Origin of the sequence: Streptomyces canarius (assembly GCF_014650735.1) — a bacterium.
GTDB classification, from domain to species: domain Bacteria; phylum Actinomycetota; class Actinomycetes; order Streptomycetales; family Streptomycetaceae; genus Streptomyces; species Streptomyces olivaceoviridis.
The window spans coordinates 222587-242424 of record NZ_BMVN01000012.1 but is presented as its reverse complement, the minus strand read 5'-3'; the positions used below and the strand labels follow the sequence as shown (position 1 = coordinate 242424).

The 19838-nt window shown below is 73.2% G+C and carries 20 protein-coding genes, 1 pseudogene and 1 riboswitch; of the genes and pseudogenes, 11 read left to right on the top strand and 10 right to left on the bottom strand.

Features of this window, described 5'->3' with window-relative positions; translation table 11 throughout:
- Positions 1–315, bottom strand: a 315-nt coding sequence (locus tag IE294_RS19680) for a cbb3-type cytochrome c oxidase subunit I (protein WP_189887839.1), incomplete at its 3' end; no start/stop codon positions are given.
- Positions 316–421: 106 nt separating this feature from the next.
- Here IE294_RS19680 and IE294_RS19675 point away from each other — a divergent pair.
- Together IE294_RS19675 and IE294_RS19670 are read left to right on the top strand one after the other, a co-directional pair.
- Positions 422–925, top strand: a pseudogene (locus IE294_RS19675) (RNA polymerase sigma factor); the annotation flags it as partial.
- A 256-nt stretch (positions 926–1181) separates the two neighbouring features.
- The gene (locus IE294_RS19670) at positions 1182–2153 is read left to right on the top strand and encodes a CU044_5270 family protein (protein WP_189887835.1); all 972 of its coding nucleotides are present in this window, start codon (positions 1182–1184) and stop codon (positions 2151–2153) included.
- 240 nt (positions 2154–2393) lie between these two features.
- On the opposite strand, the gene IE294_RS19665 is transcribed toward IE294_RS19670, so the two are convergent.
- Together IE294_RS19665 and IE294_RS19660 are read right to left on the bottom strand one after the other, a co-directional pair.
- Positions 2394–3242 carry a bifunctional 5,10-methylenetetrahydrofolate dehydrogenase/5,10-methenyltetrahydrofolate cyclohydrolase gene (locus IE294_RS19665; protein WP_189887833.1) on the bottom strand — a complete coding sequence of 283 codons (849 nt, stop codon included), beginning with the start codon at positions 3240–3242 and terminating at the stop codon, positions 2394–2396.
- Positions 3243–3268: 26 nt separating this feature from the next.
- Positions 3269–3349, bottom strand: a riboswitch (ZMP/ZTP riboswitch).
- A 74-nt stretch (positions 3350–3423) separates the two neighbouring features.
- The gene (locus IE294_RS19660; RefSeq protein ID WP_059262508.1) at positions 3424–3789 is read right to left on the bottom strand and encodes a nuclear transport factor 2 family protein; all 366 of its coding nucleotides are present in this window, start codon (positions 3787–3789) and stop codon (positions 3424–3426) included.
- A gap of 189 nt (positions 3790–3978) precedes the next feature.
- On the opposite strand from IE294_RS19660, the gene IE294_RS19655 reads away from it, so the two are divergent.
- The 6 genes from IE294_RS19655 to IE294_RS19630 all read left to right on the top strand — a co-directional run bounded on the left by IE294_RS19655 (position 3979) and on the right by IE294_RS19630 (position 8980).
- Positions 3979–4281, top strand: coding sequence for a hypothetical protein (locus tag IE294_RS19655; RefSeq protein WP_189887831.1), 303 nt, complete (start codon positions 3979–3981; stop codon positions 4279–4281).
- 177 nt (positions 4282–4458) lie between these two features.
- The gene (locus IE294_RS19650; protein ID WP_189887829.1) at positions 4459–5547 is read left to right on the top strand and encodes an S-(hydroxymethyl)mycothiol dehydrogenase; all 1089 of its coding nucleotides are present in this window, start codon (positions 4459–4461) and stop codon (positions 5545–5547) included.
- Positions 5547–6176, top strand: coding sequence for an MBL fold metallo-hydrolase (locus IE294_RS19645; RefSeq protein ID WP_189887827.1), 630 nt, complete (start codon positions 5547–5549; stop codon positions 6174–6176). The genes IE294_RS19650 and IE294_RS19645 overlap by 1 nt, the downstream gene beginning before the upstream one ends.
- Before the next feature lie 134 nt (positions 6177–6310).
- On the top strand, positions 6311–7225 hold the full coding sequence (locus IE294_RS19640) for an SDR family oxidoreductase (RefSeq protein WP_189887825.1): 915 nt from the start codon (positions 6311–6313) through the stop codon (positions 7223–7225).
- Between the two features lie 52 nt (positions 7226–7277).
- Positions 7278–8069 (top strand): SDR family NAD(P)-dependent oxidoreductase, encoded by a 792-nt coding sequence (locus tag IE294_RS19635; RefSeq protein WP_189887823.1) that lies wholly within the window; start codon positions 7278–7280, stop codon positions 8067–8069.
- Between the two features lie 215 nt (positions 8070–8284).
- Positions 8285–8980 (top strand): L,D-transpeptidase family protein, encoded by a 696-nt coding sequence (locus IE294_RS19630; RefSeq protein ID WP_189887821.1) that lies wholly within the window; start codon positions 8285–8287, stop codon positions 8978–8980.
- 15 nt (positions 8981–8995) lie between these two features.
- Here the strand turns inward: IE294_RS19630 and IE294_RS19625 are convergent, their stop codons facing one another.
- Positions 8996–10198 carry a Gfo/Idh/MocA family protein gene (locus IE294_RS19625; protein ID WP_189887819.1) on the bottom strand — a complete coding sequence of 401 codons (1203 nt, stop codon included), beginning with the start codon at positions 10196–10198 and terminating at the stop codon, positions 8996–8998.
- A gap of 129 nt (positions 10199–10327) precedes the next feature.
- Here IE294_RS19625 and IE294_RS19620 point away from each other — a divergent pair, with 129 nt between their 5' ends.
- Positions 10328–11476: an ROK family transcriptional regulator gene (locus IE294_RS19620; RefSeq protein ID WP_189887817.1), complete on the top strand. Its 1149-nt coding sequence runs from the start codon at positions 10328–10330 to the stop codon at positions 11474–11476.
- Between the two features lie 133 nt (positions 11477–11609).
- Entirely contained in the window at positions 11610–11795 is a 186-nt protein-coding gene (locus tag IE294_RS19615) for a hypothetical protein (protein ID WP_030640852.1), read from the top strand.
- Between the two features lie 108 nt (positions 11796–11903).
- Here the strand turns inward: IE294_RS19615 and IE294_RS19610 are convergent, their stop codons facing one another.
- The 3 genes from IE294_RS19610 to IE294_RS19600 all read right to left on the bottom strand — a co-directional run bounded on the left by IE294_RS19610 (position 11904) and on the right by IE294_RS19600 (position 14958).
- Entirely contained in the window at positions 11904–13280 is a 1377-nt protein-coding gene (locus IE294_RS19610) for a S1 family peptidase (protein WP_189887815.1), read from the bottom strand.
- Positions 13281–13418: 138 nt separating this feature from the next.
- The gene (locus IE294_RS19605; protein ID WP_189887812.1) at positions 13419–14249 is read right to left on the bottom strand and encodes an SAM-dependent methyltransferase; all 831 of its coding nucleotides are present in this window, start codon (positions 14247–14249) and stop codon (positions 13419–13421) included.
- 184 nt (positions 14250–14433) lie between these two features.
- Positions 14434–14958 (bottom strand): hypothetical protein, encoded by a 525-nt coding sequence (locus IE294_RS19600; RefSeq protein ID WP_373315833.1) that lies wholly within the window; start codon positions 14956–14958, stop codon positions 14434–14436.
- Between the two features lie 121 nt (positions 14959–15079).
- Here IE294_RS19600 and IE294_RS19595 point away from each other — a divergent pair, with 121 nt between their 5' ends.
- On the top strand, positions 15080–15466 hold the full coding sequence (locus tag IE294_RS19595; protein WP_189887810.1) for a PPOX class F420-dependent oxidoreductase: 387 nt from the start codon (positions 15080–15082) through the stop codon (positions 15464–15466).
- 21 nt (positions 15467–15487) lie between these two features.
- On the opposite strand, the gene IE294_RS19590 is transcribed toward IE294_RS19595, so the two are convergent.
- The 3 genes from IE294_RS19590 to IE294_RS19580 form a co-directional block, all read right to left on the bottom strand.
- On the bottom strand, positions 15488–18040 hold the full coding sequence (locus tag IE294_RS19590) for a hypothetical protein (RefSeq protein WP_229917228.1): 2553 nt from the start codon (positions 18038–18040) through the stop codon (positions 15488–15490).
- Positions 18041–18426: 386 nt separating this feature from the next.
- Positions 18427–18843 carry a Zn-ribbon domain-containing OB-fold protein gene (locus IE294_RS19585; protein ID WP_189887806.1) on the bottom strand — a complete coding sequence of 139 codons (417 nt, stop codon included), beginning with the start codon at positions 18841–18843 and terminating at the stop codon, positions 18427–18429.
- Between the two features lie 157 nt (positions 18844–19000).
- Entirely contained in the window at positions 19001–19723 is a 723-nt protein-coding gene (locus tag IE294_RS19580) for a TetR family transcriptional regulator (RefSeq protein ID WP_189887804.1), read from the bottom strand.
- Positions 19724–19838: the final 115 nt, after the last annotated feature.

Below are 19838 nucleotides of genomic sequence, written 5' to 3'. Positions count from 1 at the left end.
GAACATGTTCAGCCGCGGGAACGCCACGTCGGGCGCGCCGATCTGCAACGGCATGATCCAGTTCGCGAAACCGGCGAACAGCGGCGTCGCGAACATCAGCAGCATGATCGTGCCGTGCATCGTGAACGCCTGGTTGAACTGCTCGTTCGACATGAACTGGAGCCCCGGCCGGGCCAGCTCGGCGCGCATGATCAGCGCCATCACGCCGCCGATCAGGAAGAACGCGAACGCGGTGACCAGGTAGAGCGTGCCGATCGTCTTGTGGTCGGTGCTGGTGAGCCACTGCACGGCTCTGGTGTCTCGGATCCTCTTCACGCCCCGCCTGTGTCCGCGTCCCGCCCGGAGGTCACACTCGGGGGACGCGAGGAGCATCACGGAAGAAGGGTGTGACGATCCGGGGGGTGCCGGACACGAACCGAGCATGAGCAACGACGAGATCTTCGCCGCTGCCTATCGCGAGCACTACTGGGCGGTCAGCCGTTATGTCGCCAGGCGACTTCAGGGGCGGACCGACGAGGTGGAGGAAGTGGTGGCGGAGGTGTTCACGGTCGCCTGGCGACGCCGGGCCGACCTGCCGGCCGCGCCGCTGCCCTGGCTGTACGGGGTGGCCCGGAACTGCCTGGCCAACGCGGTACGCGGCTACGGGCGCCGGCGCCGGCTGGTGGACCGGCTGGGCAACGACGAGGCCGCGCACGGCCGGCACATCGCGGCAGGCCCCGGCACGGAGGCACCGGGCGCCTGGGTCCACGAGGCCCTGGACCGGCTGGCCCCGGCCGACCAGGAGATACTGCGCCTCGCCGCCTGGGAGGAACTCGGCGCCGAGGAGATCGCGGTCGCCCTCGGCTGTGGCCGCCGCGCGGCGGCCATGCGCCTCCACCGCGCCCGCCGCCGCCTGCGCACGGAGATCGACCGACTCTGCCCCGCGGCACCGCCGGCACACACGCCGCCGCCCGAGACGCGCCCGAGCCCCGCGGCACCGTCGCCGCAAGCGCCGCGCGAGCCGTGCCCTGGCGAACCGTCGCCCGAGGCGCCGCCCACGGCAGCCCCTGGAGGACCGTCACTCGAAGCGCTGCCCACAGCGCCTGCCGGGGGACCGACGCCCGACGGCGACGTCCGCCCCGACCGGCGATCCTCCGGCCCCGCGCCCACCACCGACGCATGCCTGCGCAAGGACCCCCGACATGCCTGACGAACTCGAACTCCTCCGGCGCGCCAACCCCGTACCGCACGACGGGCCGTACTTCGGTGACGGGCCCCTGGACCAGCGCGGCGAGTGGCGGCTCGATGAACTGCTGCGTCCACCCCGCCCGACGCGCCGCGTCCCCCGCGCCCGGCTGCTGTGGGGCCTCGCCGCCACGGGCGTCGTACTGGCGACCGCGCTCGCCGCACTGGTCGGCGGGCCGAACACCCAGCCCGCCCTCGCCGCTCCCCGGCCGCTGACCGTCCGCGCCGACTCCACGCCCGTCCCGCTGACGCGGCTGGCCGAACGGGCCGCGGCCGCCGCCGACGGCTCGCCGCGCCTGCGCAAGGGCACGCACGTGCAGTCGTGGAGCCTGAGCATGACCGACGGCAAACCCCCCGTCACCCTGCCCGAGGAGCGGGTGGTGCGCTGGCGCGCGGACGACAGCCACACCGAGCTGGTCGTGGCGACCGACCCGCGCCGTCCGGGCCGCCCGGTCCTCACCGACGAGGGCGGAGACCCCCGCGTGGTGGCCGACGGCCACGTCCTCAGCCGGGCCACCTACCCGCCGAGCTGGAGCGACGCTCCGCCCGAGGCGCCGCCGCCGCACACCCCGGCCGCCCTGCGCGCCTACCTCGCCGAGACCGTCCGTACCGAGCCCCTGGGCACCCCCCGGCTCCTCGACGCCGTCGGGGAGCTGCTGGACCACTGGACGCTCGGCGCGCGGGAGTCCGCGGCACTGGTCAGGGTCCTCGCGGACGCCAAGGGGCTGCGGGCCGTGGGACAGGTGACCGACCGCCTCGGCCGTCCCGGGCAGGCGTACGTGTACGAGGGTGGGGGCGGCCGGCGGATGCTGATCCTCGACCCGCGCACCGGCACCGTCCTCGGCCTGGAGACCACCTTCACCCGGGACGCCCCCGAGTACGGCGTCAAGGCCGGGGACGTCATGGACTACAACGCCTGGATGCGCTGACCGCGAGGCCCGGAGCCGGCCGTGTGGCACCGACCTGCCCGCTCGGGGGTGCTCGGCGGCGTCTGTCGGCGCCCCATGCCAGGTGGCACCGACCCGCCGCTCGGGGCTGCTCGGCGACGGCTGACAGTGCCCCGTGCCGTGTGGCACCGACCCGCCCGCCCCGCGCTGGTCGGCGCCGCCGGCCGGTGATCAGCGCCACCCGGCACCGCCCCGCTGCCACCGTTGGCCCCCGGCTGCCCCTTACACCCCCAGCTGCCGGGCGGCGGCCGTCACCGTTTGTTCCAGGAGCGTGGCGATCGTCATCGGGCCGACGCCGCCAGGCACCGGGGTGATCAGCGACGCCCGCTCCACGGCCGAGTCGAAGTCGACATCGCCGACGTTCCCCGGGTTGTAGCCCGCGTCGATGACGACCGCGCCCGGCTTGATGTCCTGACCGCGGATCAGCCGCGGTCGGCCGACCGCGGCCACGACGATGTCGGCCTCGCGGACCACGGCCGAGAGCTCACGGGTGCGCGAGTGGCAGTAGGTCACGGTCGCGTCCCGGGCGAGCAGCAGCATGCCCACCGGCTTGCCGAGGATCGCGCTGCGGCCGACCACCACGGCCCGCTTGCCGGCCGGGTCGACGCCGTACTCGTCGAGCAGCCGCAGGATGCCGCCCGGCGTGGCGGAGACGAAGCCCGGCAGCCCGAAGCTCATCGCGGCGAACGACGCGAAGGTGACACCGTCGACGTCCTTCTCCGGCGCGATCGCCTCGAACGCGGCCCGCTCGTCGATGTGGTCGCCCACCGGGTGCTGCAGCAGAATGCCGTGCACCCCCGGGTCGGCCGACAACCCCCGCAGCGTCGTGACGAGTTCGTCCGTCGTGGTGGTCGCGGGCAGGGCGACGTGCCGGGACTCGATGCCGGCCTTGCGGCTGCGGTTCTGCTTCATGCGAACGTACGTCACGGACGCCGGGTCCTCGCCGACCAGGACGGTGGCCAGACACGGCGCGGTACCGGTGCGCTCGGTGAGAGCGGCGGCCTTCTTCGCGGTGTCCTCGACGATGCGGCGGGCGGGCGCGGTGCCGTCCATCAGACGGGCCTGGGTCATGCTGCACACTCCTGAGCTGGATCGACTCTCCTCGCCCAGGCGCGCGGCAACCGACGCGGACCGCTCCCCGGTGGTGCTCCACCTCAGCGCCAGTCACGGCCCGCGTACAGCGTAACCGAGAGTGCGTACGGCCTCCGGACCCGCTCGGCCTCCTTCCGCTCCCGCCGTACCCGGCCGGGGCCTACTCGTCCCAGGCCTGGATGATCAGCTGATCGGCGATCTTGCCGTCCCGCAGGGTGACCATCGACTCGGCGAGGACCCGGGTGCCGTCCCCGTACTCGCAGGACTCGCAGTAGGCCGCGTGGTCGCCCTGGACGACGCACCGGTCCAGCCTGTGCGTCATGTCGCGGCTGTAGACGTCGTCCAGCAGTTCGGCGATCTGGCTCCGGCCGTGCAGCACCGTGGGATGACTGGGCTGGTTGTTGCGGTCGACGATGCGGATCTCCGCGTCGTCCGCGTAGAGCGACAGAAGGTTGTTGCCGGTGTTGCCCTCGACGGCCCGGCGCAGTGTGTCGGTGTCGAAGGCGGACCCCGCAGCGGTACCCATGGTGACCTCCTTCAGGTGCCCGTGTGGTCCAGGTGCCCGTGCGGTCCGGCCAGGAGCGGGCCGCACGGGCCCACCTCCGAGACTCCTCCGCCCCGGCGGCCCCGGCAAGCCCGGCCGCGCGCTCCACCTCCCGGGTGAGCGCGGCCCGCCGCCCGTGTCCGCCCGGGGCCTGTCGCCGTTGCTGAAGGCATGATCTCAACACGACGTATCGCCGCCGCCGTGGGTCTGGCCGCCGGGATCGCCGGCCTCGCCGTACCCCAGGCGAACGCGGCCGGCACCGGCGCACCGCTCGTCGGGAAACTCGGCGCGCTGAGCACGCTGGACTCGCTCGCCGCCAGTGACATCCCGGCGGAGCAGCGGGGCCGGGTGCCGCGGGTCACCGAGCAGTTGCAGGAGCTGAAGCACCTCCAGGAGCTGAACCAGCTCAACCAGGTGGAGCAGGTCCTCGCGCCCGCCGCGCCGCTGCTCGGTCTGGTCGGCGCCATCCACTGATCCCGCCCGCCGGCACGAGGGCCGTCCCGCCGGGGCGGCCCTCACCGCTGCCCGGACGGGCCGGGCGATGCCGCCCGAGTCCGGAAAGATCCACTAACCTCCTCGTGGTCCGCCGTCGCTACCGATCGGTCGCGCGTAATGTCGGCGGCGAAGGCAAACGAAGGAAGGGGCCAGACCATGGCGCAGGAAGTCCGCGGCGTGATCGCACCGGGCAAGGACGAGGCGGTACGGGTCGAGACGATCGTGGTGCCGGACCCGGGGCCCGGCGAGGCCGTCGTACGCGTCCAGGCCTGCGGGGTCTGCCATACCGATCTGCACTACAAGCAGGGTGGCATCTCGGACGACTTCCCCTTCCTGCTCGGCCACGAGGCCGCCGGAGTCGTGGAGTCGGTCGGCGAGGGCGTCACCGACGTCGCCCCCGGTGACTTCGTCATCCTCAACTGGCGTGCGGTGTGCGGGCAGTGCCGGGCCTGCCTGCGCGGCCGGCCCTGGTACTGCTTCAACACCCACAACGCGCGGCAGAAGATGACCCTCGCCGCCACCGGCCAGGAGCTGTCCCCGGCCCTGGGGATCGGGGCCTTCGCCGAGAAGACGCTCGTCGCGGCCGGCCAGTGCACCAAGGTCGACCCGGCCGTCTCCCCGGCGGTCGCGGGCCTCCTCGGCTGCGGGGTGATGGCCGGCATCGGCGCCGCGATCAACACCGGGAACGTCGGCCGGGGCGACTCGGTCGCCGTCATCGGCTGCGGCGGTGTCGGCGACGCGGCGATCGCCGGGTCGAACCTGGCCGGCGCGGCGAAGATCATCGCGGTGGACATCGACGACCGCAAGCTGGAGAAGGCCCGCACGCTGGGCGCCACCCACACCGTCAACTCCAAGCAGGCCGACCCGGTCGAGGCGATCCGCGAGCTGACCGGCGGCTTCGGCGCGGACGTCGTCATCGAGGCCGTCGGCCGCCCGGAGACCTACCAGCAGGCCTTCTACGCCCGCGACCTCGCCGGCACCGTCGTCCTCGTCGGCGTCCCCACCCCCGAGATGAAGCTGGAACTGCCCCTGCTGGACGTCTTCGGCCGCGGCGGCGCCCTGAAGTCCTCCTGGTACGGCGACTGCCTGCCCAGCCGGGACTTCCCCATGCTGATCGACCTCCACCTGCAAGGCCGCCTGCCGCTCGACGCGTTCGTCACCGAGACGATCCAACTGGACCAGGTGGAGCAGGCGTTCGAGCGGATGCATCACGGCGACGTGCTGCGTTCGGTGGTGGTGCTGTGATGACCGCGCGCATCGAACGCCTCGTCACCTCGGGCCAGTTCACCCTCGACGGCGGCACCTGGGACGTGGAGAACAACGTGTGGATCGTCGGCGACGACCGCGAGGTGATCGTCATCGACGCCGCCCACGACGCCGAGGCCATCGCCCGCGCCGTCGGCGACCGGCGCCTGACCGCCATCGTGTGCACGCACGCCCACAACGACCACGTCAACGCGGCACCGGAACTCGCCGACCTCACCGGCGCGACGATCTGGCTGCACCCGGACGACCTGGCGCTGTGGCAGCAGACCCACCCGCACCGGGACCCCGACCGGCACCTCCTCGACGGCCAGGTCATCGAGGCCGCCGGCGCCGACCTCACCGTCCTGCACACCCCGGGGCACGCCCCCGGCGCCGTCTGCCTGTACGACCCGGGCCTCGGCACCGTGTTCACGGGCGACACCCTCTTCAAGGGCGGCCCCGGAGCCACCGGACGCTCCTACTCGCACTTCCCGACCATCATCGACTCCCTCCGCAACCGCCTCCTCACCCTCCCGCCGGAGACCAAGGTCCTCACCGGGCACGGGGACGGCACCACCATCGGCGACGAGGCCCCCCACCTGGAAGAGTGGATCGCCCGCGGCCACTGAGCCCGAGGGCCGCCGAGTCCCGCGGCGACCAACCCGGGACTCCGCGTAAAAGCCGACAGAAGATGTCCGGCTTCCCGGCGACAGTGGACGGCGACAACAGTCGCACCGCAGTCGTACCGCACGGGAGGCCGGACATGTCAGGACCGCTGGAAGGCAAGGTGGCGCTGGTCGCCGGGGCGACCCGGGGCGCCGGACGGGGCATCGCCGTCGAACTCGGCGCGGCCGGCGCCACTGTCTACGTCACCGGCCGCAGCACCCGTGCCCGCCGCTCGGAGTACGACCGCCCCGAGACCATCGAGGACACCGCCGACCTCGTCACCGCGGCCGGCGGGCAGGGCATCGCCGTGGCCGCCGACCACCTCGACAAGTCCGCCGTACGGGGCCTGGTGGACCGCGTCGCGGCCGAGCGGGGCCGCCTCGACGTCCTCGTCAACGACATCTGGGGCGGCGAGAACCTCTTCGAGTGGGACACCCCCGTGTGGGAGCACGACCTCGACAACGGCCTGCGGTTGCTCCGGCTCGCGGTCGAGACCCACGCCGTCACCAGCCACTACGCCCTGCCGCTGCTGCTGCGACACCCCGGCGGCCTGGTCGTGGAGGTCACCGACGGCACCACCGACTACAACCGCGACACCTACCGGGTGAACCTCTTCTACGACCTCGCCAAAACCTCCGTCCTGCGCATGGCCTTCGCCCTCGGCCACGAACTCGGCCCGCGCGGTGCCACCGCCGTCGCCGTCACGCCGGGCTGGATGCGCTCCGAGGTCATGCTCGACGCGTACGGCGTCCGCGAGGAGAACTGGCGGGACGCCCTGGCGCGCGAACCCCACTTCGCCATTTCCGAGACCCCCCGTTTCACCGGCCGGGCCGTCGCCGCCCTGGCCGCCGATCCCGACGTGGCCCGGTTCAACGGCCGGTCGCTCTCCAGCGGCGGCCTCGCCCGGGTGTACGGCTTCACCGACCTCGACGGCAGCCGGCCGGACGCCTGGCGGTACCTGGTCGAGGTGCAGGACGCGGGCAAGCCGGCGGACGTCACCGGCTACCGGTGAAACCGGGCGCCGAACCGGTGAAAGGGCGCCCGGGGCGCCGTACCGTCGGTCCATGACTGATCCGACTCGCTTCGCAGGACACGGAGTTCTCGTCACGGGCGGCGCCCGCGGCATCGGTGCGGCCATCGCCCGGCGGCTCGCCGAGGAGGGCGGCCGGGTGCTGGTCACCGACCGGGACCTGGCCGAGGCCGAAGGGACCGCATCCGCCCTGCGCCGACAGGGCCTCGCCGCCGAGGCGTTCGCCTGTGACGTGGCCGACCGCGCCGCCGTCGAGGCGGCCGTCGCCCACGCCGTCGCCGCGTTCGGCTCGCTCGACGTGCTGGTCAACAGCGCCGCCCACTGCACTTCGGACGTAACCCTCTTCGAGGACGACCCGGACGAGGCCTGGGTGCGCGACCTCGACATCACCCTCACCGGCGCCTACCGCTGCTGCCGCGCCGCCCTGCCGCACCTCGCCGCCTCCGGCCGCGGGGCGATCGTCAGCGTCGGCTCCGTCAACGGCGTGCAGGACTTCGGCAACCACGGCTACAGCGCCGCCAAGGCCGGCCTCGGCTCGCTCACCCGCACCCTCGCCGGGCACGCGGCGCCCCGGGGCGTGCGGGTCAACCTCGTGGTGCCGGGCACGGTCCGCAGCTCGGCGTGGGAAGGCCGCGACGACGAACTCGACGCCGTCCGCCCCCTGTACCCGCTCGGCCGGGTCGGCGAGCCGGAGGACATCGCCGCCGCCGTCGCCTTCCTCGCCTCGCGCGACGCCGCCTGGATCACCGGGACCTCCCTCGTCGTCGACGGCGGCCTCACCGCCGTCAACACCGGCTTCCGCGCGGCCGTCCGGCACACCTCCTGACCCCCGGTCCGAGGCCGCCGCCGGCACGGCGAGCACCCGCACCGCCCGGGGTGCCGTACGGCCGGAAGTTCACCGTTTCGTCACAGCCTGACCGGAACCACAACCATCTCCGGCCCGCCCAGGTCTAGTAGTCCGACATCGCGGGAATCGCGCTGGAGAGCACCGGGGAGGCCCGGGCGAACGAATCGGGCACAAGGGGAAGGGGAAAGGCCGCCATGGGGGTCATACGCAGACGAGGTGTGGTCGCGCTGGGCGTCACGGGACTGGTGGCGCCGCTGGCGCTCGCGTTCACCGCGACGCCGGCCCAGGCCGCGAGCTGCACCACGCGGACCGGGCCGTACCAGAAGCAGGTGGAGAAGTTCCTGGGCCGGCCGGTCGACGGCAAGCAGTCCGCCACCGACTGCAAGGCCGTCCAGGCCTTCCAGAACAAGCACGGCATCACGCCGAACATCGGCTACGCCGGTCCCGTCACCTGGGGGGTGATGGACCTGATGAACAAGCAGAAGGCCGTCGGGAACAAGCCGAACAAGGACGGCAAGTGCCCGGTGAACAAGGGCCGCATCGCCTGCGTGAACCTCACGCTCCAGCTCAGCTGGATCCAGGACGGCAGCCGGCTCGTCTACGGGCCGGTGCCGGTGCGCACCGGACGTGACGGCTACGAGACCCGCACCGGCCTGAAGAAGATCTACTGGCGGGACATCGACCACGTCTCCACCCTCTACAACGTGCCGATGCCCTACAGCCAGTTCTTCGACGGCGGCCAGGCTTTCCACTCGGTGGGTCTGAGCATGTGGAACCCGCCCGGTTCGCACGGCTGCGTCAACATGACCACCGCGACCGCCAAGAAGTACTGGTCGCTGCTGAGGAACGGCGACGACGTCTTCGTCTACGGCCGCAAGCCCGGCACCTGAGCCCGCCGGGACAGCTCACGCCTCCGGCGCGTCCCCGAAGTCGGGGATCTCCAGCCGGACACCGCCCTGCCGTGCCGATTCGTGCGCGATGACGCCCGGCAGGGTGTAGCGGGCGGCCACCCACGCGTTCACCGGCGGCAGCGTCCGTGTGGTGACGGCGGTGACGAAGTCGTCCACCAGGAAGTGGTGGCTGCCCTCGTGCCCGTTGTGCAGGTGGTCGAACTCCCGGGGCAGCCGTGACCGGTCGTGCACCGGCGCCGAGCCGGAGGTGAAGGCCGCGCGCAGTTCCGGCGCGATGTGCGCCAGCGACGGGTCGTCGGGGGCCAGGGTCGGCTTCGGCTCCAGCAGCTCGCTGATGTCCTCGACCCCCTTCTTGTCCTGCCACAGCGCCACCGTCGCCAGCTGTTCCATGCTGGCCTCCGTCCCGAAGAACCGGAACCGGGACTCGCGGATGTGCGAGGGGTAGCCGACCCGCCGGAACTCGTTCGTACGGAACGATCCGCCGCCCGCCACCTCGAACAAGGCGGTCGCGTTGGACACGTCGTTGTCGAACTGGCTGACCGAACGGTCGAAGACGCCGTCGCCGCGCTCGTCGCGCACCCCGATCGCGGACACGCTCACCGCGTGCGTCTGCCAGGCCCCCAGCACCCCGCCCACCGCGTGCGTCGGGTACAGCAGCGGGGGATAGCTGGCGGTCGCCTTCCAGTTCTCGCCGCCGCTGTACTGGTAGGCCTCGTAGAACCCCAGGTCCATGTCGTGGACGTAGTCGCCCTCGGCGTAGAACAGCCGGCCGAAGGCGCCCGCCGCGATCTGGTTGCGGGCGTGCACGGTCGCCGGGTGGTAGTGGCTGGTCTCGCCCATCATGTACGTCAGCCCGGTGGCCCGGACCGCGTTGATGATCGCGGCCATCTCCTCCACGGCGATCGCCATGGGGACGGCCGAGTAGACGTGCTTGCCCGCGGCCAGTCCCTTCAGGACGAGCGGTCCGTGGGTCCAGCGCTGGGTGAAGATCGCGACCGCGTCGACCGCCGGCGACTCCAGCATCGCCTCGTACGACGGGAACGTGCCCGCGAGCCCCTGCGCGGCGACGAGCCGCTCGGCCCGCTCGGGCAGCAGGTCGGTGACATAGACGTCACGGACGCCGGGATGGGCCTGGAAGAGGGTGGCGAACTGCCCGGAGAACTGTCCGGCGCCGACGATGCCGAGGGAGAAAGTCATAGTGATTACTTTCGCCACGGAATTATTCTGCCGTCAAGAGTCGGGTGACGTCTGCTTGGCTGCCCGTCACGCCCGCGTATGCTGGCGGCCTTACTTCAGTACCGGAAGAAAACAGAGAGGTGCGCTTCTATGACCAGCTGGCTGCCGCTGAGCCCCGCGGAGCGCTCCGTGGCCATCGAGGTGCTCGTGCACGGCCCGCTGTCCCGCACCGAGCTGGCCCGGCGGCTGCGCCTCTCCCAGGGCAGTCTCACCCGGCTGACCAAACCGCTCATCGAGTCCGGGCTGCTGGTGGAGGCCGCCGAGACGGGCGGGGCGGGCGAGAGCCGTCAGGGGCGGCCGTCGCAGCCCCTCGACGTCGTCGCCGAGTCACGCTCCTTCCTCGGATTCAAGATCACCGCCGACAGGGTCTACGGCGTCGTCACCACCCTGCGCAGTGACGTCAGCGGCCGGCTGGACCGGCCGCTGACCACGCACGACCCGGACGCCGTCGCCGCGCTGCTGGCGGAGATGACCACCGAACTGGCCGGACGGCACCCCGCCCCGGCCGGCATCGGCATCGGTGTGGGCGGGCGGGTGCGGGACCGTGCGGTGGTGGGCGAGTCGGCCTTCCTGGGCTGGCGGGACGTGCCGCTCGGCACGCTCGTCCGGGAGCGCACCGGGCTGCCGGTCGTCGTGGAGAACGACGTCGCCGCCCTGGTGGAGGCCGAGACCTGGTTCGGCGCGGGCCGGGGACTCGACCGCTTCGCCGTGCTGACCATCGGCGCGGGCATCGGCTACGGGCTGGTGCTCGGCGGCAGCCGGGTGCCGTACGACGAGGAGGACCGCGGCTTCGGCCGGCACTGGATCATTGACCCCTACGGCCCGCTCACCCCCGAGGGTGCCCGCGGCAGCGCCACGTCGCTGCTCAGCATCCCCAGCATCCGCTACCAGGTGCGCGCCGCCACCGGCCGGGACGTCGGCTACGAGGAGATCCTCGCCGGTGCCGCCGCCGGTGAGCCCATGGCCTCCCGGGTCGTCGTCGAGGCCGCCCGGGCCCTCGGCACCCTCGTCGCGCAGATCGCCAACTTCGCGATGCCGCAGAAGATCCTGCTCGCGGGAGAGGGCGTCGGCCTGATGGATGTGGCGGGGAGTACGGTCCGCGACACCATCCGCTCCCACCGGCACCCGCTGGCCGCCCCGGTGGACCTGGAGACGAAGGTGTCCGACTTCCACGACTGGGCGCGCGGCGCGGCCGTGCTGGCCATCCAGGTGCTGGTGCTGGGCCGGACCGGGGAATGAGCCGGGGCGGGGCGAGGGGTGGCACGGGCAGTGAACTCCCGCTTCGGGTTGACACATTGACGTGATGAGTAACACGGTCCGAAATGTCCGTATCGCGGGCACTTGCTCACAGCGCCTTCACTTCGATCGGCATATGCTTCACAGCATGTCCACCACTGTTGAAGCCGTCTCCGAGCGATCGGCCGCGGAGGTCAACGAGGAGATCCGTGCCCTGTGGCGCCGGTCGGGCGGGACACTGACCACCGAGCAGCGTGCGGAGTACCAGCGCCTCGTGATGGAGTGGGCCGCCGCGGCCCCGCAGCCGCACCGGGCGGCCTGACCGACCCCGCGCACACCGCGCCGAACCGTCCGGGGCACCCGTGAACGCACGGGTGCCCTTCTTGTCGTACCCCGGCCCGGTGCCTTGGCCGTTCCCCCGGCCCTCCCGTCAGCCCCACGTCGCCGAGTAGTACCGCTGGTACGCCTTGCGGTCCTGCTCGGCCCGGATGTACCGGGTCGCGACCAGCGCGATCAGACTGCCCGCGATGACCAGCAGCCCCGGCCCCACGTTCCGGGTGTCGGTCAGCCGCGCCAGCGCAGTGCTGCCCTGGGGCGCGCCCGTGACCGGCGCAGAGGAGCCCGGCGAGGCCGCGCTGGGCGCCATCGCGCCCTGGACCGCGGAGGCCGACGGCGCGGGGGAGGGGGTGCCGCCCGGGGCGCCGGCCGCGTTCCGCGCCGACACGATCAGCCGGACCCCGAGCGCCGTCAGCGCCTTGGTCACCGGCTGGAAGAACGTCGTCCCGCCCGCCGTGCAGTCGCCGTTCCCGCCCGAGGTGACGCCGAGCGCGATGCCCTCGGCGAACAACGGGCCGCCGCTGTCGCCCGGTTCGGCGCACACGGTGGTCTCGATGAGCCCGGTGACCGTGCCCTCCGGGTAGTTGACGGTCGCGTTCAGCGCCGTGACCTGGCCGTCGCGCAGACCGCTGGTGCTGCCGCTGCGGAACACCCGCTGCCCCACCGCAGGATCGGCGACTCCCGTGATCCGCACCCCCTTGCCACCGCCGATCGCGACGACGTCGGCGCCCGCACCGGCCGTGCCGCCGGCGTACTGCACGAGCGAGAAGTCACTGCCCGGGAAGGAACTGTTCACGGTCCTGCCGAGCTGCCGACCGCCCTGGTTGTCGGCGAACCAGGTGGACCCGGCGGGCCCGCAGTGGCCGGCGGTGAGGATGAAGTCGGACTGCCCGTCGGTGACATTGAACCCGGCCGAGCAGCGACCCCCCGTCGACAGGATCGGCTGGGCGCCGTTCAGCCGCGTGGTGAACGTGCCCTGCGTACGCTCCATGTGCACGAAGCCGCCGATCCCCGTGGCCACCCGGGTCAGCCGCGACCAGTCCCCGGCGGACACCGTGCGGTCCGCCCGCACCACGACCCGGTTGGTCCGGTAGTCGACCGCCCACGCCGTGCCCGGCACCCGTGGGGCCGAACGCAGCGTCGCCGTCGCCGACTTCAGCTCGTTCATGCTGTGCGGCACGACCTTCGCCTCCGCCCCGGCCCGCCGCACCTCCCGGGCCGTCGCCTCGTCGGTCACGGCCACGACCGTACGCCCGTCGGCGCCGATCCAGTCGCCCGCCGTACGGGCCGTGCCGAGCCGCGCCACCAGCGCGGCGCCGGTGTCGCCCGTGGCGACGAGCGGTCTGGCGGGCGCGGACGGTGTCTCGCTCGCCATGGCCGCCTGGGTGACCATCGCGCCCCCCAGGAGGAGTCCGCCGACCGCCGCCAGCCGTGTCACTCGCCGGACGACCCGTCGTCGTGCGTGCCGCATGCATGGCTCCCGAAGCCGAACCCGAACGCGCGCTGCCCGTACCGGCACCGCGAGGCCCCCGGATCGTCGAGGGCCCGCTCCTCCATACGGGGGCCGGGGCCACGGCGTTCACCGGCGCCGGTGCACTCCCGCGCGCGGTCAGTTCTTGCGGGCCACCCCGCCGAACATGGCGACCTCCTCCGGCTCGGCCCCGTCGCCGCCCTCCGGGCGCCACCGCGAGCAGGACACCACACCCGGCTCCAGCAGTTCCAGGCCGTCGAAGAACCGGGCCACGTCCTCGGGAGTGCGCTGCTTCAGCTTCGGAGTGCCGTGCTCGTTCCAGAACGTCACCGCCTCGTCCACGTCCGGCATCGACGGGCTGGTGATGGTGTGCGACAGCACCAGGTGGCTGCCCGCCGGCAGCCGGTCCGTCAACCGCCGCACCAGCCCGTACGGGTCCTCGTCGTCGCCGATGAAGATGACCACGCCGAGCAGCATCAGCGCCACCGGCTGACTGAAGTCCAGCGTATTCGCCGCGTGTTCGAGGATCGCGTCGACGTTGCGCAGATCCTCGTCCAGATAGTCGGTACGGCCCTGCGGTGTGCTGGTCAGCAGGGCACGCGCGTGCGCGAGGACGAGCGGGTCGTTGTCGACGTACACGATCCGGGACTCCGGCGCGATCCGCTGCGCCACCTCGTGGGTGTTGTCGGCGGTGGGCAGCCCGGTGCCGATGTCCAGGAACTGCCGGATGCCCGCCTCACCGACCAGATGGCGCACCGCGCGGCCCAGGAACAGCCGGTCGGCGCGCGCGTACTCCCCGATCCCTGGGTGCAGTTGGCGGATCTGGTCGCCGGCCGCCCGGTCGACCTCGTAGTTGTCCTTGCCGCCGAGCCAGTAGTTCCAGATCCGGGCGGTGTGCGGCTGGCCGGTGTTGATACGGGCGCGCAGCGACACGGCCACGTCGTTGGTGGCTGCCGGGTTGTCGGTCACGTGGGTCAGCTCCTGGGTGCCTGATGGGATGCCTGACGGAATGGCGCCGTGCAAGACGCAATCTAGACGCCCGAGTTGATCTCCGCCGCCCGGCCCGGGGTTTCTCCGGCCGGAGCGAGCCGGGCCCCGCTGCGCGCGTGGCCCCACACCGACTCCGCCGCGACGTACGGCCGCAGGCACGCGGTCAGCTCCGGGTCACCCGTGCCGGCCGGCTCGTCGCAGGCGACGCGGCGGGCACCTCGGCCAGGAAGCCGGCGATCTGCACCCGGGTGTCGTCCCGGGAGCCGACCAGCCGCAGCCCGTGGAGCGCGATCCCGTCCCGCCGGGCGGTCCGCCCCGGCGTCCGCGCGTTCGGCCCGCCCGGGCGGGCTCGTAGCAGGGCGTTCGCGGACACGAGGAGCGTCCGCCGGGCGTCGGCTCCGAAGACCTCCCGACCCTGCCGGTAGAGGGAAACGGCGTCCGCCGGGTCCCCGGGCAGCAGGCCGACGGCCCGGTCCGCCACGAGGAACGCCTTCTCCGTCAGGTGCGCATGGGGCCGCCCGTGGATCGGCCCGTCGGCGGACGGCAGCCATACCAGCACCGCCCGGTCCGTGTTCCCACCGAGCGGGTTCTCCCCGTCCGACCCCGACTCGTCGCAGGCCACCTCCCGGACGCGGCCCTCCGCCGCGCCCCACCGCCCGCGCGTTCCGCCGGCTCCGTCCCCAGCCACGCCACAGCCCTTCGTCCCGACCGGGCCACATGACCAGCATGGCGCACGGCACCGCCCGCCCGTGGGGCCGGCCCGAGTCACCGGGCTTCGCCGGCAACGCCCGCCCTCCTACACTGCGGTCATGGACGACACGCGGCTCGACCGGCTCGGCTCCGGCAAGTACCTGCTGGTGACCAGCCACCGGAAGAACGGCACCCCCGTCGCGACCCCGGTGTGGGTCGTCCGGGACGGCGGCGCGGTCGGGGTGTGGACGGCGGCCGACAGCGGGAAGGTCAAGCGGATCCGGCGCCGCCCGGACGTCCTCGTCGGCCCGTGCGACGTGCGTGGCAATCCGACCGGCGACCAGGTGCCGGCCACCGCCGAGATCGTCGATCCGGCCACCACCGCCCGCTACCGGAGCCTGATCGCCCGCAAGTACGGCCTCCTCGGCCGCCTCACCCTGCTGGGCAGCCGGCTCCGGCGCGGCCTGGACGGCACCGTCGGCGTCCGGGTGACCCTCGGGGAGTGAGGGCCACCCGGAACCGGCGCCCTACGAGGCGTCCAGCACCGAACCGGACAGCTCAAGGCCCCCGGTCCGCGGCTCCCCGGTGTGCGGGTCGATCTGCCGGAACAGCACCGACTCGGTGGACTCCCGCACCCCGTCCTTCACCGTGGGCAGGGTGATCTCCGCGCTCGTCCTCCCCGCCGGGATGTCCGCCCACAGGTAGAACCCGGTCACCTTGGACAGCGGACGCTCCGGGTCGGGCTTCTCCCCGGTGGTGTCCCGCAGCCAGCCGGCCGGGACGTCCTTCGTGGACAGCTCCGGCGCGGTGGCCGGCGCGACCTCGAACAGCGCGCTCATGTCGACGTCCACCGGCTCCGACAGCGACACCCGCCACTTCAGCGTCTGCCCCTCGGTCACCTCACCGGCGACGGGCGTGACGGTCATCGCGGGCGCCGGATCGTCGTCGTGGACGGTGATGCCGCCCCGGTAGGAACCGACGACCGCACCCCGGACCGCCTTGACCAGCACGTCGTACGACACATCGGTGCCGTAGCGGGTGTTGCCCTTCACCTCGACCGGTACGTCGATGTCCTGGCCGCCCGGACGCACCGTCACCAGCCGGTCCGCGGCCTTGCCGGTGGCCGGGTCGAGCACGTACACGCGGACCTTGCCGCTGCCGCCCCGGCCCGTCACCTGGACCGGGACCCGGTAGGTGCGCACGCCCGAGTCGCCCTCGTCCACGGTCGTCCGGCCGATATCCACGCGCGGCAGCGCGTCGGTGCGCACCGCGGGCGTCCCCGGCCGCCAGCCCCACGCGTCCATGAGCCAGGCCCGTCCGGACGCCGAACGGGGCGTCAGCTCCAGGGACTTGACCGAGCGCAGGTCAAGCCCGGCGTGGCCGGCCGCGGTCAGCGGCACGCGGATCTCCTGCGCCCAGTAGGAGGCGGTCCGTTCACTGCCGGGCAACCCGGCGGGCGTGATCCGGCCGAGCTTGGCCTTCTTGCCGGAAGCGTCGGTCAGCGACACGTCCAGCTGGGCGGCCCGGGAGTTCGGCGGCACGAACAGCCGCAGCGCCAGCGCCTTCGCGCCGGACAGGGACACCGGCTTCGCCACGGTCATCCGGGCCGGGCTGCCGGGGCGCGTCCAGCGCAGCGCGATCGCGCTCCGGCCGGTCTCCCGGTCCGTCTCCCACTGCGCGAAGTGCGGAGAGGCCCCCTTGGCACCCGTGCCCAGGCAGGTCCTGGCCGGGCTCGGGTCCACCGCGGCGCACAGCCTGCCGCCGGTCACCGACACCCCGGCGTCCGGCAGGAACCCGCCGCCCCGGCGGGCGCCCACCGCATGGCTGAGGACCCGTGCCGGGTCCGCCGACGGCGCCCGCTTCCCGGAGCCGTCGAGCAGCGGCCGTACCCGGTCGTCCCCGGCGAGGAACAGCCGCGCGGCGGCGGCGATGTAGGTCGAGCCGGCCCGGTGCTGCCGGTCGGCGGTCAGCCGGGTCGCGGCCCGCTTGCCGCACACCGGGTCGTGGTGCTGCGGGTCGTCGAAGAAGTCGTCGTCGGCGGGCGCCGCGGACTGGCCCGGCGTCCACTCCGAGTTGAAGAAGTTGTGGTTGGCGCCGATCACGTACACCGCGCTGTGCAGTGCCGTGCCGTTGCCGACCGCGCGCGTGCCGTCGACGTACACCTCGCCCTGGAGGTCGGAGACGTCACCGTCACAGCCCGGCAGGATCGTCATCGACGGCACGTCCGGCACGGGGTTCTGCCCGAAGACGGTCGGGCCGATGAGGACGGTGCCCCGGATGTGCCAGCGCACCGGCCCGTGGTAGCCGTCCTGGTCGGCGGGCGGCGGGGTGAGGCTGTCCAGCGCGGCCCGGTTGACGCCCTCGCCGCCCCGCGAGTGCCCGACCAGCAGCACCCGCGACAGATCGGCGCGGGGCGCCTCGCGGACCACCTTCGGCGCGGACCGCGGGTGCTCGGCCCAGTCGGCCCAGCGGGCGAGGTGCAGCCGCACCAGCGACGACCGCGCCTGCGCGCCGCCGTCCTCCGCCGCGAAGTCCTGCGCGTTGACGCCGTTGGCCGAGACCGACACGGTCATGTAGCCCTGGGAGGCGAGCAGTTTCTGGTCCCGCAGGTAACCGCGGTGGCTGGGCACCGGCTTGGCACCGGCCTTGCAGGGCCAGTCACCGGTGATGTCCTGCCCCTTGTAGCAGGTGTAGTGACGGCCGTGCAGGAAGAGCGCGAGGGGGCGCTTGCCGGACGCGCCGACCGGCGCGACGACCACGGCGCGCATCTCCACGGGCGCGGAGAACCCCGGCAGCCGCACCGACTTCAGGCTGTACTCGCCCGTCCTGGTGCGGTACGCACCGGGCTTGCCCGGGTCCACCCCGTTCGCGGGCAGCGCTGCCGGCAACCGCGCCGCCGAAGCCGCATCTGCCGCGTCGGGGGCGTCCAACCGCCGCCCGCCGGACCAGACTTCCAGACCGCGCAACCCCGTCGCGGGCCGCCCGTCGAGCGGCAGCCCGAAGGTGTGCCCGTCCGCGCCGGGCCGCGGCACCCCCAACAGCCGCCCTCCGGCCCGGAACTCGACCCGCGCGTCCCCCATGGGCACCGGCCGGGCCGACCGCCACACCAGTCGCGACGCGGAGCCCTCGCCGGCCAGCCGCCACCCGGGCGGCAGTGGCGCGCCGTCGTTTCCCTGCGATGTGCCTTGTGCTGCGGCTGGTTGAGAGTGGGCGACCGCCACTCCCGGGGATGCCCCCGCCACCGCGAGCAACGCGGCGGCGGTCACCCATATACGCCGGGCACGGACCACTGATCCTCCTCGAACACCGACCTCGGGCGTCCCGGCAGTCCCGGACGCCCCTCGCCCCGGGAGGATGCGGAGCGGGGGCTGTGGGTTGCCTGTGCGGGCGAGGTGATGGTCCGCGTGGGCGGAGGAGGGGACCCGGCCGTGGTGTCAGCGGCACCGTGCCGGCGGGCTACGGCGGGTCAGCTCCAGGCCCGGTACGGCTCGTCCAGCAGCTGGAAGACCGGCTCCCCGCGCACCGGGTCCTTGGCGGTGGACAACCGCACCCGGTCGCCGCTGTGGATGCCGATCGGCGGACCCATGACCCGGCCCCGTACGACGAACCCCTCGGCCATCTCGATCAGCGACACATTGCGCGCCGCCGGTGTGTTGCGGTGCACCACCGTGGAGTGGCGGACCGTGCCGACGCCCTCGCTGCGCTCGGTGCGCAACTCACTGCCCTGGCAGACCGGACACAGCAGCCGGTGGTACATCGCGGTGCCGCACCAGGTGCAGCGCTGGAAGAGGATGGCGTCCTTGGAGTCCGCGGCGGCGGGATCGAGAACGCCCGCCGCGGAACCGGCCACCGGATGCGAGGTGCTTGCTGAGGGGGGGTACACGCTGGTCAACTCCCTGCGCTCGGCCGGAATCCCGCGTGCCCGGGGCGGACCGGGCACACGTGTGCGCGGTTGCCGTGCCACCGCGCACGCCGACAGAGTATGGCACTGAGTGTCACTCGTAAAGGCACTCGGTACCCCTCATCACCCCTGTTCCCGGTCAGGCCCGGCCGAGCGCCGTCTCCAGTTCCTGCACGACCCGCCACAGCGGCGCGTCCCGCCGGGACACCAGCACCACCACGTCGTCGGGCCGCCCCGCCCGCGCGGCGGGGGCCGGCGGAGCCTGAGCCGGCCGGCCGTACGTCTTCTGCACGTACCCCAGCGCGTGGTCCACGGCGGCCCCCGGGTCACCCTTGCCCTCCGAACGCAGCCAGGAGCGCAGGGCGTTGTTGTGCGCGGCGACGACCGCCGCCGCGATCACGTCGGCGCGCAGAGTCCCGTCGGGCCGTCCCGCGAAACGGGCGCGGAGGTACTCGGCGAGCGCGCGTTCGTAGCGCCACACCACCGACAGCTCGTACGCGCGCAGGCCCGGCACCCGCCGGGTGAGGCGGTAGCGCTGCACGGAGAAGGCCGGGTTCTCGGCGTACATCCGCAACACCAGCCGGGCCGCGTCGCACACCCGCCGCACCGGCTCGTGTTCCGCGCCGCCGGCCGCGAGGAAGGCGGTCATGTCGGCCAGGCAGCGCTCGTGGTCGGGGAAGACCACGTCCTCCTTGGAGGGGAAGTAGCGGAAGAACGAGCGCCGGCCCACCCCGGCCAGGGCCACGATGTCGTCCACGGTGGTCTGCTCGTACCCGCGTTCCAGGAAGAGCCGGAAGGCCGCCGCCACCAGGGCGTCCCGGATCGGCGGCTTCGCGGCCGGCGCCGCACTGCTGGAGCTCATGGACGGGAACGTAGCACCCGGACGGGATTCGTGGCACTCAGTGCAGCGTGAGTGTCCTTCCGGGGGAACCGAGTGCTTCCGAGGTCACCTCGGAGCGGTCCGACCGGGCCGTGCG

Bases quoted from the DNA above. Each gene is read 5' to 3' on its own strand.
- IE294_RS19610 (WP_189887815.1), bottom strand. From the start codon at position 13,280: ATGCGGCACGCACGACGACGGGTCGTCCGGCGAGTGACACGGCTGGCG.
- IE294_RS19670 (WP_189887835.1), top strand. From the start codon at position 1,182: ATGCCTGACGAACTCGAACTCCTCCGGCGCGCCAACCCCGTACCGCAC.
- IE294_RS19655 (WP_189887831.1), top strand. From the start codon at position 3,979: ATGATCTCAACACGACGTATCGCCGCCGCCGTGGGTCTGGCCGCCGGG.
- IE294_RS19595 (WP_189887810.1), top strand. From the start codon at position 15,080: ATGGACGACACGCGGCTCGACCGGCTCGGCTCCGGCAAGTACCTGCTG.
- IE294_RS19640 (WP_189887825.1), top strand. From the start codon at position 6,311: ATGTCAGGACCGCTGGAAGGCAAGGTGGCGCTGGTCGCCGGGGCGACC.
- IE294_RS19580 (WP_189887804.1), bottom strand. From the start codon at position 19,723: ATGAGCTCCAGCAGTGCGGCGCCGGCCGCGAAGCCGCCGATCCGGGAC.
- IE294_RS19665 (WP_189887833.1), bottom strand. From the start codon at position 3,242: ATGACCCAGGCCCGTCTGATGGACGGCACCGCGCCCGCCCGCCGCATC.
- IE294_RS19615 (WP_030640852.1), top strand. From the start codon at position 11,610: ATGCTTCACAGCATGTCCACCACTGTTGAAGCCGTCTCCGAGCGATCG.
- IE294_RS19625 (WP_189887819.1), bottom strand. From the start codon at position 10,198: ATGACTTTCTCCCTCGGCATCGTCGGCGCCGGACAGTTCTCCGGGCAG.
- IE294_RS19645 (WP_189887827.1), top strand. From the start codon at position 5,547: ATGACCGCGCGCATCGAACGCCTCGTCACCTCGGGCCAGTTCACCCTC.
- IE294_RS19660 (WP_059262508.1), bottom strand. From the start codon at position 3,789: ATGGGTACCGCTGCGGGGTCCGCCTTCGACACCGACACACTGCGCCGG.
- IE294_RS19635 (WP_189887823.1), top strand. From the start codon at position 7,278: ATGACTGATCCGACTCGCTTCGCAGGACACGGAGTTCTCGTCACGGGC.
- IE294_RS19620 (WP_189887817.1), top strand. From the start codon at position 10,328: ATGACCAGCTGGCTGCCGCTGAGCCCCGCGGAGCGCTCCGTGGCCATC.
- IE294_RS19590 (WP_229917228.1), bottom strand. From the start codon at position 18,040: ATGGGGGACGCGCGGGTCGAGTTCCGGGCCGGAGGGCGGCTGTTGGGG.
- IE294_RS19650 (WP_189887829.1), top strand. From the start codon at position 4,459: ATGGCGCAGGAAGTCCGCGGCGTGATCGCACCGGGCAAGGACGAGGCG.
- IE294_RS19630 (WP_189887821.1), top strand. From the start codon at position 8,285: ATGGGGGTCATACGCAGACGAGGTGTGGTCGCGCTGGGCGTCACGGGA.